This window comes from Streptomyces sp. W16, from assembly GCF_033194735.1.
Taxonomy (GTDB): Bacteria; Actinomycetota; Actinomycetes; order Streptomycetales; family Streptomycetaceae; genus Streptomyces.
In genome coordinates this window covers 1-15,046 of the sequence record NZ_JAWOAI010000233.1, presented here as the reverse complement: position 1 = coordinate 15,046, position 15,046 = coordinate 1, and the positions used below count along the sequence as shown (strand labels likewise).

Annotated in this window: 11 protein-coding genes; 10 read left to right on the top strand and 1 reads right to left on the bottom strand. The window is 70.2% G+C overall.

The genetic code is table 11. The features are described from left to right. The coding region (locus R6V09_RS27995) for a putative bifunctional diguanylate cyclase/phosphodiesterase (protein ID WP_317884216.1) at positions 1-2,037 on the top strand (2,037 nt) is incomplete at its 5' end. A 139-nt stretch (positions 2,038-2,176) separates the two neighbouring features. Here R6V09_RS27995 and R6V09_RS27990 read toward each other — a convergent pair. Continuing rightward, on the bottom strand, positions 2,177-2,878 hold the full coding sequence (locus R6V09_RS27990; protein WP_317884215.1) for a peptidoglycan recognition protein family protein: 702 nt from the start codon (positions 2,876-2,878) through the stop codon (positions 2,177-2,179). Between the two features lie 328 nt (positions 2,879-3,206). Here R6V09_RS27990 and R6V09_RS27985 point away from each other — a divergent pair, with 328 nt between their 5' ends. The 9 genes from R6V09_RS27985 (at position 3,207) to R6V09_RS27945 (ending at position 14,778) form a co-directional block, all read left to right on the top strand. Next, positions 3,207-6,959, top strand: a complete 3,753-nt coding sequence (locus R6V09_RS27985; protein ID WP_317884214.1) for an nSTAND1 domain-containing NTPase — start codon at positions 3,207-3,209, stop codon at positions 6,957-6,959. A gap of 94 nt (positions 6,960-7,053) precedes the next feature. Beyond that, positions 7,054-7,350: an Asp-tRNA(Asn)/Glu-tRNA(Gln) amidotransferase subunit GatC gene (gene gatC, locus R6V09_RS27980; RefSeq protein ID WP_007384860.1), complete on the top strand. Its 297-nt coding sequence runs from the start codon at positions 7,054-7,056 to the stop codon at positions 7,348-7,350. 5 nt (positions 7,351-7,355) lie between these two features. After that, positions 7,356-8,858: an Asp-tRNA(Asn)/Glu-tRNA(Gln) amidotransferase subunit GatA gene (gene gatA / locus R6V09_RS27975; protein WP_317884213.1), complete on the top strand. Its 1,503-nt coding sequence runs from the start codon at positions 7,356-7,358 to the stop codon at positions 8,856-8,858. Beyond that, the gene (locus tag R6V09_RS27970; protein WP_019058562.1) at positions 8,855-9,097 is read left to right on the top strand and encodes a hypothetical protein; all 243 of its coding nucleotides are present in this window, start codon (positions 8,855-8,857) and stop codon (positions 9,095-9,097) included. Before gatA ends, R6V09_RS27970 begins: the two co-directional genes overlap by 4 nt. A gap of 15 nt (positions 9,098-9,112) precedes the next feature. Continuing rightward, the gene (gene gatB, locus R6V09_RS27965) at positions 9,113-10,627 is read left to right on the top strand and encodes an Asp-tRNA(Asn)/Glu-tRNA(Gln) amidotransferase subunit GatB (RefSeq protein ID WP_317884212.1); all 1,515 of its coding nucleotides are present in this window, start codon (positions 9,113-9,115) and stop codon (positions 10,625-10,627) included. A gap of 177 nt (positions 10,628-10,804) precedes the next feature. Further along, entirely contained in the window at positions 10,805-11,095 is a 291-nt protein-coding gene (locus R6V09_RS27960) for a hypothetical protein (RefSeq protein WP_317884211.1), read from the top strand. A 206-nt stretch (positions 11,096-11,301) separates the two neighbouring features. Further along, on the top strand, positions 11,302-13,545 hold the full coding sequence (locus R6V09_RS27955) for an MMPL family transporter (protein ID WP_317884210.1): 2,244 nt from the start codon (positions 11,302-11,304) through the stop codon (positions 13,543-13,545). After that, positions 13,523-14,098 carry a GNAT family N-acetyltransferase gene (locus R6V09_RS27950; RefSeq protein WP_317884209.1) on the top strand — a complete coding sequence of 192 codons (576 nt, stop codon included), beginning with the start codon at positions 13,523-13,525 and terminating at the stop codon, positions 14,096-14,098. Before R6V09_RS27955 ends, R6V09_RS27950 begins: the two co-directional genes overlap by 23 nt. Before the next feature lie 35 nt (positions 14,099-14,133). Further along, positions 14,134-14,778, top strand: coding sequence for a hypothetical protein (locus R6V09_RS27945; protein ID WP_317884208.1), 645 nt, complete (start codon positions 14,134-14,136; stop codon positions 14,776-14,778). The last annotated feature ends 268 nt before the right edge of the window (positions 14,779-15,046 follow it).

The following is a 15,046-nucleotide window of genomic DNA, read 5'->3' as shown; positions in this document are numbered from 1 at the left end:
GCGCTGCCCACGGCCGTCGTGGCCGCGGCCGGCTTCGTCCTGGGCGCGGGCTTCTTCCGGGCGTTCACCGGCGACCACGCGCTCTTCCCGTCCGGCACCGTCGGCTGGTCGCTGGCCGTCCTCACCGGCGTCATCGTCGGCCACCTGGTCGCCCTCGGCCGCGCCCGCTGGTGGGGCGGCACCGGCTCGGGCGCCGCCCTCACCCTCGGCGTCCTGCTGCTCTACGGCTGGGTCGCCGCCGGCATGGTCAGCCTCACCGTCGTCGTCCTGGTCGGCATAGCCAGGCGCAACCGCTGGCGCCAGGGCGTACTGCACGGCGCGGTGGACATCCTCGGCATAGCCGCCGGAGCACTCGTGCTCGGCGCGTTCGGCCGGGTGCCGTCCGTCGAGAGGCCCTGGAACCCCGACTCCTGGACGGTCTACACCGCCCCCGAAGTGGTCCTGGTCGCCCTCGCCTATCTCGCCGTGACCCGCACCCTGCTCTGGTATCTGCACGCCCCGCGCCACGGCGGACTGCCCACCGTCGCCCGCACCGCCCTGCTCAGACAGGGACTGGTCGCGGTCGCCCTGCTCGGCATCGCCCCGCTGATCTGTGTGGTCGCCGTCGCCCAGCCGGTACTGCTGCCCCTCTTCTCGATCCCGCTCATCGCCCTCGACTCCACCCTGTGGATGGCCCGCGCGAGGGCCGAGGAGCAGCTGCGCGATCCGCTCACCGGGCTGCCCAACCGTCAGTGGCTCCTGGAGCGCATCTGGACCGCCCTGGACGACGCCGAACGCATCGGCGCCAAAGCCGCTCTCATGCTGATCGACCTCGACCGCTTCCGATCGGTCAACGACACATTGGGTCATCTGGCCGGTGACCGGCTGCTGTTGCAGATAGCCGACCGGCTGCGGGTGGCGCTGCCGCGCGGGGCGGAGGCCGCGCGGCTCGGCGGCGACGAGTTCGCCGTACTGCTGCCCGTCGCCGACTCCACGACGTCCGCGACCCGGGTCGCCCGCAGCCTGGTCTCAGCGCTCAGCTCCCCGCTCGACCTGGACGGGCTCACGCTCGTCCTGGAGGCCAGTGCGGGCGTCGCCGTCTTCCCCGACCACGCCCTCGACGCCGAGGGTCTGCTGCGCCGGGCCGACGTCGCGATGTACCAGGCGAAGCGGGACCGTACGGGCGTAGAGGTCTACGAGTCCAAGCGGGACTCCAACACCCCGGACCGGCTGGGCCTGTTGGGGGATCTGCGCCGGGCCCTCGACGCCCACGAGGTGCAGGTGCACTACCAGCCCAAGGTCCGCTTCGACGGCCAGGTCGCCGGCCTTGAGGCGCTGGTGCGGTGGGTGCATCCGGAGCGCGGGAAGGTGCCGCCGGACGAGTTCATAGCGATCGCCGAGTCGTCCGGTCTGATGCCGCATCTCACCGAGTACGTGCTCGACACGGCCCTCGCCCAGGTCGCCAGGTGGCGGGCCCAGGGCCTGTTCGTACCGGTCGCGGTGAATGTCTCCCCGCGCGACGTCCACACCCCCGGTTTCGCGGGCTCGGTCGCCGCGCGCCTCGCCCGGCACGGCGTCCCGCCGGGCTCCCTCCAACTGGAGATAACGGAACACGTCCTCCTGGAGGATCCCCAGCGCGCCGCCGACACCCTCAACGGCCTGACCGGCCACGGCGTCAAGATGTCCCTCGACGACTTCGGCACGGGCTACTCCTCCCTGGTGCATCTACGGCGGCTGCCGGTCAGCGAGTTGAAGATCGACCGGTCGTTCGTGGCACGGCTCGCGGTGGACACGGAGGACGCGGAGATCGTGCGGTGCACGGTCGATCTCGCGCACTCGCTGGGGTTGCTCGTCGTCGCGGAGGGCGTCGAGGACGACGAGACGTGGGAGCGGCTGCGGGATCTCGGGTGTGACGCGGTGCAGGGGTGGCTGGTCGCCGCGGCGATGCCGCCGGAGGACATGACGGCGTGGTTGCTGGCGCGGGGGTCTCGGGGGTGGCAGCGGCCTCGGGCGGCTTTGCCTGCCGCTGCCTCGGATGATCCGGGGCGGCTTGGCTGACCTTCTGCGCCGCCGCACCTCGATACCGCGGCTACTGCACCTACACGTTCTTCAAGCGAAGCCGTTGAGGTCTCGTCCGGTCTGATCCGACCGGACGAGACCTCGCCTCCTAGTGGTTCCGGATGGACGCTCGCGGAAACTACACGAGATCGGTCATCTCGTCCCCGAGGACAGTCGTCCCGGCTCCGGCCTCAGGCGCGGACGCGCAGGTGTCCTCCGGCTCCGCCGTCGTGGTGGCGAGTCCCCGGTGCTGGAGCCGTGCCTGTACGTCCTTGCGGAACTGCACCATGGAGAACTTCGGGTCGTCCTTCTGATTCGTCCATTCGCGGTGGCCGATGACACTCTTCGCGGTCCACCCGTAGTGGCGGCAGATCGCGGCCGCCCACCGCACCGCGGCCTGGTACTGGGCGGGCGGGTATGCCTGCCCCTTGCCCGGGTTGGAGATTTCCAGACCGTAGAAGTGGGTGTTGCCGTCGACGGTGTTCTTCACCGGGAGGGAGGGCCGGTCACCGTAGCTCTCGCGGACGACCTGGCGGTAGACCTCGGCGTCTCCGGCGCCCGCGTGGTTGGCGCGGCCGTTGCCGATCATGGTGACGGTGCCGTTCTTCGCCAGATACGAGTGGCACAGCGGGCCGGGGAGTCCTGCACGTCCGGTCCAGACGACGTTGAGGTCGGAGGGCGGGTTGCCTCCCGTGTGGTGGATCACGACACCGTTCATGGGCCCCCAGGGACGGTCGGGGCGGTGGTGGCCGCGCCAGCCGGGGTGCTCGGCGATGTGAAGCCCCTCGGCGCGCAGTGCGGCCAGCATCTGGTCGGCGTTCATGGGAGTGGTGTTGGACATGGGGTTCTCTCTTCCTGTTCTGGTCCCGTAGCGCGGCGGCTGGTACGGCACCGGGGCGTCCGGGGCGGACCCGCCGCGCGAACCGGCCGTCGTTGTCGCCGGCCCGGACTGGGCGGCGCGTTCGGCCTGTGCCCTGATGCTTCGGCAGCCGGGGCAGGCTGCGGAACCCGTTGTCCGTTGCCCAGTCCGGCTGAGCCGGACAACACCCTCCGACCTGGGAATATCACCGAACGCATTTGATTCGTCACCGTGGGCCGCGCTAGGTTCTGCGGGTGTTCGTCCGGAGCGCAGCCACGGCTCCGTAGCGCGTGAGAGGACGAGGGCCGCGGTGGGGATCGAGTACGGCGAGGGGGCATCCGACGCGGACGAGCCCGATGACAGGACCTTCGGTACGGAACTGCGCCGGCGCCGAGGTTTGGAAGGGCTGTCACTCACCCGACTCGCGGCGCTGATCCACTACAGCCGGGGGCACATCAGCCGGGTGGAGAACGGGGAGAAGCGCCCCAGCGAGAAGTTCGCCCGCGCGTGTGATCAGGTGCTGCGCGCCAAGGGCGAACTCCTGGCACTCGCAGCCGGGCCCGGGCCCGGAGAGTGCCCGTATCCGGGGCTGACGTCCTTCCGCACGGAGGACGCCCGGTGGTTCTTCGGCCGTGACCGGCCCCTGTGCGAACTGCTGAACCTGCTGGGGGACTCCGCGGCTGCGGGTCACCCACTGATGGTGGTCGGCGCGTCGGGCGTGGGGAAGTCCTCGCTGCTGCGGGCAGGCCTGGCACCCGCCGTGCCCCGTGGCGTGTTGCCCGCCCGACATCCCGGCACTCCGGAGGTGCTCCACCTCTCCCCCACCTCGCGGCCCTTGGCCGAACTGCGCCGACACGACACCGCACGGCCGCTGGACAGCTACGCCCTCGTCATCGTCGACCAGTTCGAGGAGGTGTTCACGCTCTGCGCCGACGCCAACGAGCGCAATGCCTTCATCGACCAGGTGTGCCGCCTGGCGGGCAAGGGCCTGCCGGTGGTCATCAGCATGCGGGCCGACTTCTACGGGTACGCACTGGCCCACCCCAGCCTGCTCACCGCACTACGGGCCAGGTCCATGCCGCTGGGCCCGATGACGGCCGACGAGCTGCGATCGGTGATCGCCGAACCCGCCGCGGCGGCGGGACTGGCACTGGAGCCCGGCCTCACCGAGATCCTGCTGCGCGACCTCGGCCCCGGCACGGGTACGGACCCGGCCGACGACCCGGCCTGCGGCGTGGGCGCACTGCCGCTGCTCTCCCACGCCCTGCGAGCCACCTGGCAGCAGCGCAGCGACGGCGTGCTCACCGTGGCCGGCTACGAGCGCACCGGCGGCATCCGGGGCGCTGTGGCCACCACGGCCGAGAGGGCCTACGGGCAGCTCACGGAAGACGAGCAGCTGATCGCCCGACGGCTGTTGCTGAGCCTGGTGCGGGTCGGTGACGGGGTGGAGGACACCCGACGCCGAGCCCGGCGTGAGAGCCTCGCCCCTGCGACCGATCCCGCAGCCGTGGCCGTGGTGGAGAGGTTCACGTCGGCCCGGCTGCTGACGGCGGACACCGAGCACGTGGAGATCAGCCACGAGGCCCTGCTGAAAGCCTGGCCAAGACTTCGCGGGTGGATCGATGCCGACCGGACCGCTCTGCGTCTGCGCCAACAGCTGACCGACGCTGCCACGGCCTGGGCCGCGGAGGGCCGCGACGCCGCTCTGCTCTACCGGGGTACCCGGCTCACTGCGGCCGAGGAATGGGCCGCCACCCACCCCGAGCAGACGAGTCCGACCGAGGCCGACTTCCTGCGCACCGCCCGCCGCCACCAGCAGCGCGGCGTCCGCCGGCTCCGCCGGCTGGTGGCCACGCTGGCCGTGATCACCGTGGTCGCGCTGACGGCCACGTTCCTGGCCGTAGTCAAGGGCCACGAAGCCGAGGACCAGCGAGACGTCGCCCTGTCCAGTGGGCTGGCGGCGCAGGCGGACCTGCTGCAGACCACGGATCCGGCACTCGGGCTCCTCCTCGGCCGGGCCGCGCTGCGCGCGCACGACACCGAGGCGGCACGCAGCGCGGTACTCAGCTCATCGGCCATCCCCTACGCCACCCGCTTCCTCGGCGACGGCCAGGTCTCCCAGGCCGCGGCCATGAGCCCGGACGGCACCGCCGTGGCCTCGGGCACCCTTCGGGGAACGGTGAACCTCTGGTCGACCGCCGTCGGCCATCGGGCTGAGCCCCCGCACGTCCTGCAGGGCTCCGGCGCCGCGGTGACCAGGATCGCCTTCGACCGGCGCCGCATCCTCGCGGCCGCCACCGCCAACGGCCCGGTCCGGCTGTGGGACGCCCACGATCCCGGACATCCACTCCCGCTGGACCCGCTGCCCGACCAAACCACCAAGGTGTCGGCCATGGCGTTCAGCCACGACGGCCACACCCTCGTCACCGGCGATGCTTCCGGCCACCTCGCCCTGTGGGACATGAGCGGGCCCCGGCACCCTGTCCGGCTCGTGCACTGGCAGGGGCACACCGGCGCGGTGAACTTCCTGGCACTGAGCCGCGACGGTACGACCCTGGCCACCGCCGGCCGGGACAGCACGGCAAGGCTGTGGAAACTCGCGGGCCGCCGGCACCCCAGACTCGGTGGCACCGTGCCCGATGTCGGCGTCAATTACAGCCCCGTGACGCTCAGCGCGGACGGGCGCACTCTGTTCTATGCGCAGTATGACGTGGTGCGCTGCATTCGGTCGGCCGACCTGGACACGGACGGCCGCGTACTCCGCCGCCGCACGCTCTTCGATCTGACCGGGCCCGTCTCGGATCTCGCTCTCAGTCCCGACGGCAGGACACTCGCTGCGGGCTCCATCGAATCCGAGCTACGCCTCTTCGACCTCGCCGGATCCGGAGAACCCCTGGCCCTCGCCCAGACCGGCCGGGTGGTCTCCGTCGCCTTCGGCCCTGACAGCAGATCCTTCGCCGTCGGCTCCGGCGACGGCAGCATCCAATTGTGGACGCGGCTTCCGCGGCTGGCCGGACACCACGATGTGATCAGCCGCTTCCAGCTCAGCTCCGACCGGAAACTCGGCGTCACCGCCAGCGCGGACGAAACCGCCGGCATCTGGGACCTCTCCCACCCCGCCGACCCCGTACTACGCGGAAGGGCCCGGTGCGGAGGCCGCCATATCCTCGGTGCCGCCTTCAGCCCGGACTCCCGCCTGCTGGCCCTGACCACTTACGGACTCGGCAAAGGAAAGAACTACGAGACCCCCATCTGCCTCTGGAACATCGCCGATTCCGGCCCGCCCCGCCGTGCGGGGCACATGACGGCCAACGGCCACAGCAGCGTCAACTGCGCCGCGTTCAGCAATGACGGCCACACCCTGGTCACCGGCGGCAACGGCGGCAACCTCGTCGTGTGGGACGTCGAAAACCCCAGCGCACCGCGCCGGTTGCAGGACTTCAGCGACTACCGCTTCTACGCCGTCATGAACTGTCTCTTCCTCCCGCACAGCGACACACTCGCCATCGGCACCTACGCCGCCGGCGTGGAACTGTGGAAAGTCACCCCGCACCACCCAGCCCGCCGGATCGCAGCCCTTCCCGATCCGCCGCAGACCGCCAGCCTCGCCGTCGACCAGGACGGCACACTGCTTGCGGCCGGTGGCACCGATCACCGCATCCACTTGTGGGACATCACCGACCCGGCAAACCCCCGTCCCCGCCTCCCCCTGAGCGGTCACACTGCCACCGTCTCGATGGTCGACTTTTCCCCGGACACATCACGCCGCCTGATCACATCCACAGGCGCGAGCACCGACCCCGTACGCCTGTGGGACCTCACCTCGCCGCAACGCCCCCGGCTGATCGGCCGCTTCCACGGCCCCCTCGGTCTCGGCGCCTTCGCCCACGACGGTACGACCGCGCTCATCACCACCACCGGCCGCCGAGTACAGCCCTGGCAGACCGATGCGACCGCCTTCTCCCGGCAGATCTGCCAGCTCGCCGGCACCCCGATGACCTCCCAGGAAACCTCCCTGTACCCGATGCACCCCTACCGACCGCCCTGCGTGGGAACTCAATGACGCGACGGCCGTGCGGAAACCGTTTAACGGCTACGGCCCCCCGCCCCATAGGATTGGCCCCAAACCACACACACTCACCCCAGAGGAACGCTGCATGCCTGGCATCACGCGCGAGGAGGTCGCCCACCTCGCCCGGCTGGCGCGTCTGGAGCTGAAGCCCGAAGAGCTCGAACACTTCGCGGGACAGCTGGACGACATCATCGGCGCGGTAGCCCGCGTCAGCGAGGTCGCCGACCAAGACGTACCGCCGACCTCCCACCCGCTGCCGCTGACGAACGTCATGCGCGCGGACGAGGTCCGTCCCTCGCTCACCCCCGAGCAGGCGCTCTCCGGCGCCCCGGCCCAGGAGCAGCAGCGTTTCAAGGTGCCGCAGATCCTGGGGGAGGACTAATCACCATGACGGACCACAGCAGCATCATCCGGCTCACCGCCGCCGAGACCGCCGCGAACATCGCGTCCGGTGTCCTCACGGCCGTCGAGGTCACCGAGGCCCACCTCGCCCGTATCGAGGAAGTCGACGCGAAGGTGCACGCCTTCCTGCACGTCGACCGCGAGGGTGCCCTCGCGCAGGCCCGTGCCGTCGACGAGAAGCGGGCCAGGGGCGAGGAGTTGGGGCCGCTGGCCGGCGTCCCGCTCGCGCTCAAGGACATCTTCACCACCGAGGGCATTCCGACCACCGTCGGTTCGAAGATCCTCGAAGGCTGGATCCCGCCGTACGACGCGACGGTCACCAAGCGGCTGAAGGCCGCCGACGTGGTCATCCTCGGCAAGACCAACATGGACGAGTTCGCCATGGGGTCGAGTACGGAGAACAGCGCCTATGGGCCTACCGGCAACCCGTGGGATCTGACCAAGATCCCCGGCGGCTCCGGCGGTGGTTCCTCCGCCGCGCTCGCCTCCTTCCAGGCGCCGCTGGCGATCGGCACGGACACCGGCGGCTCGATCCGCCAGCCGGCCGCCGTCACCGGCACGGTCGGCGTCAAGCCGACGTACGGCGCGGTCTCCCGCTACGGCATGGTGGCGTTCTCGTCCTCCCTCGACCAGGGCGGGCCCTGCGCCCGTACGGTCCTGGACGCGGCCCTCCTGCACGAGGTCATCGCCGGGCACGACCCGCTGGACTCCACGTCCATCGACGCACCCGTCCCGCCGGTCGTCGAGGCCGCACGGAACGGCAGCGTGCAGGGCATGCGTGTCGGTGTCGTCAAGCAGTTCCGCGGCGAGGGCTACCAGGCCGGTGTCATCCAGCGCTTCGACGAGGCCGTCGCCGTACTGAAGGAACTGGGCGCGGAGATCGTCGAGCTGGACTGCCCGTCCTTTGACCTCGCCCTGTCGGCGTACTACCTGATCGCGCCCTCCGAGTGTTCGTCGAACCTGGCCCGTTTCGACGGCCTGCGCTACGGCCTCCGTGTCGGCGACGACGGCACCCACTCGGCCGAGGAGGTCACCTCCCTCACCCGTGAGGCGGGCTTCGGCCCCGAGGTGAAGCGCCGCATCATGCTCGGCACGTACGCGCTGAGCTCCGGCTACTACGACGCGTACTACGGCAGCGCCCAGAAGGTCCGTACGCTCATCACCCGCGACTTCGAGAAGTCGTTCGAGAGCGTCGACGTGATCGTGTCGCCGACGACGCCGACCACCGCCTTCCCGATCGGCGAGCGTGCCGACGACCCGATGGCGATGTACCTCGCGGACCTGTGCACCATCCCGACCAACCTGGCGGGCAACTCGGCCATGTCGCTGCCCTGCGGCCTCGCGCCGGAGGACGGCCTCCCGGTCGGGCTGCAGATCATCGCCCCGGCGCTGAAGGACGACCGGCTTTACAAGGTCGGCGCCGCCGTCGAGGCCGCCTTCGTGGAAAAGTGGGGCCACCCGCTGCTTGAGGAGGCACCGTCGCTGTGAGCAATGCACTGTCGAAGGCCAAGGGCTTCAAGAAGTCCAAGTCCGGCACGTACGTGTCGATGGCCACCACCGCGTTCGGCGCGCTGGGTGTCGCCAAGCAGATCAAGAAGGCGCGCACCGAGCACGACACGCTCCGTCTGATCGACGCCACGGTGTCCGCCGTCGCGCTCGTCACCGGCTTCGCCATCCTGTACCGCGAGCTGAAGCGGCTGGGCGACGACGACGTCCTGCTGGGCTGAGAGGGAAAGTTCACCGTGACCACCACGACCGACCTGGAGTCGTACGAGGACGCTCTCGCGTCGTACGACCCCGTCATGGGCCTTGAGGTCCATGTCGAACTCGGCACCAAGACCAAGATGTTCTGCGGCTGTTCGACCGAACTCGGCGCCGAACCCAACTCGCAGACCTGCCCGACCTGCCTCGGCATGCCCGGCGCGCTCCCGGTCGTCAACGCGATCGGCGTCGAGTCCGCGATCAAGATCGGCCTCGCGCTGAACTGCGAGATCGCCGAGTGGTGCCGCTTCGCCCGGAAGAACTACTTCTATCCGGACATGCCGAAGAACTTCCAGACCTCCCAGTACGACGAGCCGATCGCCTTCAACGGCTATCTGGACGTCCAGTTGGAGGACGGCGAGACCTTCCGGGTGCAGATCGAGCGCGCCCACATGGAGGAGGACACCGGCAAGTCGCTGCACGTCGGCGGCGCGACGGGCCGTATCCACGGCGCCTCGCACTCGCTGCTCGACTACAACCGCGCCGGCATCCCGCTCATCGAGATCGTCACCAAGCCGATCGAGGGCGCGGGCGAGCGCGCTCCCGAGGTCGCGAAGGCCTACGTCGCCGAGCTGCGCGAGCTGATCCGGGCGCTCGGTGTGTCGGAAGCCCGCATGGAGCAGGGGCAGATGCGCTGCGACGTGAACCTGTCGCTGCGCCCGCACGGCCGCGAGAAGTTCGGCACCCGGAGCGAGACGAAGAACGTCAACTCGCTGCGTTCCGTGGAGCGTGCCGCCCGTTACGAGATCCAGCGCCACGCCGCGGTGCTGAACTCCGGCGGCACGATCATCCAGGAGACCCGCCACTTCCACGAGGACACCGGGTCGACGACCTCGGGCCGCGTGAAGGAGGAGGCGGAGGACTACCGGTACTTCCCCGAGCCGGACCTGGTTCCGGTCGCCCCCTCGCGCGAGTGGGTCGAGGAGATCCGCGCCGGGCTGCCCGAGCAGCCGCTGGCCCGCCGCAACCGGCTGAGCGAGGAGTGGGGGATCGGCGCGTTCGACATGCAGTCGATCCTCAACGCCGGTGCCATCGACCCCATCGTCGCGACGATCGACGCCGGTGCCGACTCGGCCTCCGCCCGCAAGTGGTGGATGGGCGAACTGGCGCGCAGCGCCAACGAGTCGGGCAAGGCGCTCGACGAACTCCCCATCACGCCCGAGCAGGTAGCCCGCGTCACCGCCCTGGTGACCGCCGGTGATCTGAACGACAAGCTCGCCCGCCAGGTCATCGAAGGCGTCCTCGCCGGCGAGGGCACTCCGGACGAGGTCGTCGAGAAGCGCGGTCTGAAGGTCGTCTCCGACGACGGCGCCCTGACCACCGCCGTCCAGGAGGCCATCGCAGGCAACCCGGGCATCGCCGACAAGATCCGCGGCGGCAAGGTGGCAGCGGCCGGTGCCCTGGTCGGCGCGGTCATGAAGGCCACCCGAGGTCAGGCCGACGCGGCCCGCGTCAAGGAACTGATCCTGGAGCAGCTGGGCGTCAGCGAGGGCTGATACGCCGTAGGAAATCAACATCCCTGGGGATGCATCGGCTGAGATGCATCCCCAGGGATGTTCAGTGAACGGGCCCCTCCGGTTCTGCGTAGCTCCTAGGAAGAGCAACGAGATTGTGGAGGACGTCGGTTGGCCGCGCACCAGGTTTCTCAGGCGGAGGCGCTACCCTCGCCCGCCATGGACGGACGCGCAGATTCCGAGACACCGGACTTCGATCCGGCACTGGACGCGCGGCGGGCCCGCTGGACGGCCGCGCTGACCGGTGCCGTGCTGGCCCTCGCGGGTGTGGCCGCGGCGGCGCTCAGAGCGAGTGGATCGGCGCCGGTGCTCGTCCCGGCCGCCTATGCCGTGGGTGCCGCGCTGTGCGCGCTCGCGTCGGTGCTCGGCTCCCGGGGTCGTACCAGACGGGCGTTGTGGCTGCTGGTCGTCGGCGCGATGGTGATGGCGCTGGGGGACCAGTTCGACTGAGGCGGCGCACGGGGTGACAGAGTCGTCGTTACTGTCCTGTGATCTGGCTCCCACTCTCGTGATGAAGCCCAGGAACGCGATGAACGATCACTTCCGGCTGTAAGAGTGGGTCGCGTATTGCTCATGCGTTCTTTGCGGGCTGTTCATCCTTCGGACGATGTTTCCCGGTCAAAGATCCACAATTCGCCATCCCCGGGAGCACGTTCGTGGCAGCCCTTGCCCGCTGGTGTGTTCGGCACCGCCTCGCCGCCGTCCTGTTGTGGCTCCTCGCGTTCGGCGGGGTCACCGCTGCCGCCGCCGTCACCGGCTCGGCGTACTCGAACGACTACGAGGCCCCCGGCACCGAGTCGGGCCGCGCAACTCAGCTGCTCAAGCAGGCGTTTCCGGGTCTCGGTGGCGACAGCGACACCGTTGTCTGGCGCACCTCGCCCGGCTCCGTCCGCGCCGCCGACGTCGAACAGACCATGACCGGCGCCCTGGACAGGATCGCGAGCCTCCCCGGAGTCGCCTCCGTGGTCAGCCCGTACGACGGTCAGGGCACGGGCCGGATCAGCGCTGACGGGCGGACCGCGTACGCCACCGTCACCTTCGCGCACCAGGCCGAGGACATCGGCAAGTCCGAGGCGCAGGCGGTCGTCCGCGCCGCGAAGGCCGCCGAGACCGACGGACTCCAGGTGGAGTCGGGCGGCAGCGCCATCGGGCTCACCGAGTCGTCGAGCGGGCACACCGCCGAGATCGTCGGGGTGGCCGTCGCCGCGCTCGTGCTGTTCCTCGCCTTCGGTTCGCTCGCCGCCTCGCTGCTGCCCATCGGCACCGCGCTGCTGAGCGTCGGCACCGCCTACGCGGCGATCGTGCTGCTCGGGCACGCCATGACCGTCGCCGACTTCGCGCCCATGCTCGGCATGCTGGTCGGGCTCGGTGTCGGCATCGACTACGCCCTGTTCATCGTGACCCGGCACCGGCGCGGGCTGAAACGCGGGCTTTCCGTCACCGAGGCGGTCACCAACGCGGTCGTCACCACCGGACGCGCGGTCGTCTTCGCGGGCGCCACGGTGTGCATAGCCCTTCTGGGGATGCTGATCCTGCGGCTCGGCTTCCTCAACGGGGTCGCTGTCGCCGCCTCGTTGACCGTGGTGCTCACCGTCGCGGCCTCCGTGACCCTTCTCCCGGCCCTGCTGTCCTTCATCGGCCCCCGGGCCCTCAGCCGCCGCGAACGGCGCCGGTTGGCCGAGCACGGGCCCCAGCCGGAGCTGCCCACGGGCCTCGCCGCCCGCTGGTCCGTGTTCGTCGAGCGCCATCCCAAGCTCCTCGGCGCCCTCGCCCTGGTCGTCATCACCGTCCTGGCCCTGCCGACGCTCTCGCTCCACCTGGGCACCTCCGACCAGGGCAACGACCCGAAGACGTCGACCACCCGCCAGGCCTACGACCTCCTCGCCGACGGCTTCGGGCCCGGCGTCAACGGCCCGCTCACCCTCGTCACGAAGATCGACGGGGCCGAGGACAAGCTCGCCCTCGACAACCTCGACGCCACCCTGCGCACCACCGAAGGCGTCGCCTCCGTGACCCCGGTGACCTACGACACCGGCGGCTCCACCGGGTACTTCAGCGTCGTACCGGACTCGGCACCGCAGTCCCAGAAGACCAGCGACCTCGTCGACCGGCTGCGCACCGAGGTGCTGCCGAGGGCCGAGACGGGCACCTCGCTCGACATCCACGTCGGCGGAGTGACCGCCGGCTACGACGACTTCGCCGACGTGATCGTCGGCAAGCTCCCGCTGTTCGTCGGGGTCGTCATCTCGCTCGGCTGTGTGCTGCTCCTGCTCGCCTTCCGGTCCGTCGGCATCCCGCTCAAGGCCGCCGCGATGAACGTCGCCGCCGTGGCCGCCGCCTTCGGAGTCGTCGTCGCGATCTTCCAGTGGGGCTGGGGGAGCGAGTTCCTCGGCCTCGGCCGGGCCGGACCCATCGAACCCTTCCTCCCGGTGATCATGGTGTCGGTCCTCTTCGGGCTCTCCATGGACTACCAGGTCTTCCTGGTCAGCCGGATGTACGAGGAATGGCTGGAAACCGGCGACAACCGCCGGGCCGTCCGCATCGGCCTCGCCGAGACCAGCCGGGTCATCAACTCCGCCGCCGTCATCATGATCTCGGTCTTCCTCGCCTTCGTGCTCAGCGGCGACCGCGTGATCGCCATGTTCGGCATCGCGCTCGCCTCCGCCGTCGCCCTGGACGCCTTCGTCCTGCGCACCCTCCTGGTGCCCGCCCTCATGCACCTGCTCGGCGGCGCCAACTGGTGGCTGCCCCGCCGCCTGGACCGCGTCCTGCCCCGCATCAGCATCGAGCCCCCCGAGTGCCGCGCCGCCCATGAGAGGCTGGCCGCCGCGACGGACGCCGAGGTGGCGGACGTCCTGGCGAAGGAGCGGGAACAGGATGTACGCGATATCCCTGGGTGACGACGGAGCCGAACTGCGTCCCCTGGAGACGTGGCACGCCGAGGAGTTCTTCGCCCACCTGGAGCGCGGCCGGGAGTTCGTCGGACAGTTCATCTCCTTCGGCTCGAAGGCGACGGACGTCGAGTCGGCGCGGGGCGAGCTCCAGCGCTACGCCGACCTGCGCGCCGCCGACAGCGCCTCCCTGCACGGCATCTGGCTGGACGGCAAGCTCGTGGGCGGGGTCCTCTTCCTGAACTTCCACGCCGACCAGGGCAACTGCGAGGTCGGCTGCTGGCTGGAACCCGCCGCTGCCGGGCGCGGGCTGATCACCCGCGCGATGCGGATTCTCATCGACTTCGCGATCGAACAGCGCGGCATCCACCGCGTCGAATGGCACGCGGCCTCGGGCAATGAGAAGAGCCTGAATGTTGCGCGCCGCATGGGCATGACCAGGGACGCGGTTCTGCGCGAGTCACACCCCCACGGGGGCGTGCGGCACGACATCGAGGTGTGGTCCGTGCTCGCCCCCGAGTGGCGCGAGGCACGCGCGCGTGCCCGGCACAGCGATCTTTAAGGAACTTCTCAGAAACCACCCCTACCGTGCGCACCATGGGTACCAAGACTGTTGACGAGGCCGCGAACGAGGCCACCGAGGTGAAGAGCGACGCGGAAACCGTCGACGTCACCAAGACCGATGTGACGAAGACCGATGTCACCAAGACCGACGAGGAAGTGACCGAGCCGGAACCCGCCAACGCGGAGGTCACCGAGGCCGAAGCCTCCGAGGACGAGGACGACCTCTCCGAGGAGGAGTACGCGGCCGAGCTCGCGAAGCTCCGCCTGGAGGAGCCGGAAGGCCCCTCCGGCGTCGGCCAGGGCGCCACCGCCGTGGTCTCCGTCGCGCTCGGCTTCATCTCGCTCTCCGGCGGCTGGGTCGGCTCCGTCGCCGCCGCCCGCGAGACCCTCGTGGGCCAGCTCCACACCGCGTCCACCGCGAGCGTGGCCACGCAGATCAAGGAGGTCTACGGCGACGCCTGGCACACCACCGCGCTGTGGGCCGGCATCTTCGCCCTGGTGGGCGCGCTCGTCGGCGTCGGCGCTCTTGTGCGGCCCGCCTTCGGCGCCCCCGGCAAGCCGCAGGCCACCTGGATCAAGTCGGTCGCCTGGGCCGGCGTCGCCCTCGGCGTCGTAGGCCTGCTCCTGGCCGTCCTCAAGTACACCGACCTCCTGTTCAGCCTGCCGTCCGCGACCTGAGTCACCGCAGTTCATCAGGGGTCTTAGGTCCTCCGTAAGCACCTTACGGAGGACCTAAGACCCCTTACGCACGTCTAAGGCCCGCCCGGCCCCGCAAGATGCGGAACTCTCCCGATGCGGCGGACCCCCCTTGGAGACGAAGGTTGAGGCATCGCAGGAAGCGAAGCCCGAAAAACCGCCTCTTCCAAGGGACTTGAGATGTACGAGTACGAGATCCACCAGATCCGTTCCGCCGAACTCCGGCGGCAGGCCGCCAACGAGCGCCTGG

What these genes read in the sequence shown, in the direction of transcription:
- R6V09_RS27990 (WP_317884215.1), bottom strand. Translation starts at nt 2,878, where the DNA reads ATGTCCAACACCACTCCCATGAACGCCGACCAGATGCTGGCCGCACTG.
- gatC (WP_007384860.1), top strand. Translation starts at nt 7,054, where the DNA reads ATGCCTGGCATCACGCGCGAGGAGGTCGCCCACCTCGCCCGGCTGGCG.
- gatA (WP_317884213.1), top strand. Translation starts at nt 7,356, where the DNA reads ATGACGGACCACAGCAGCATCATCCGGCTCACCGCCGCCGAGACCGCC.
- R6V09_RS27960 (WP_317884211.1), top strand. Translation starts at nt 10,805, where the DNA reads ATGGACGGACGCGCAGATTCCGAGACACCGGACTTCGATCCGGCACTG.
- R6V09_RS27950 (WP_317884209.1), top strand. Translation starts at nt 13,523, where the DNA reads ATGTACGCGATATCCCTGGGTGACGACGGAGCCGAACTGCGTCCCCTG.
- R6V09_RS27945 (WP_317884208.1), top strand. Translation starts at nt 14,134, where the DNA reads ATGGGTACCAAGACTGTTGACGAGGCCGCGAACGAGGCCACCGAGGTG.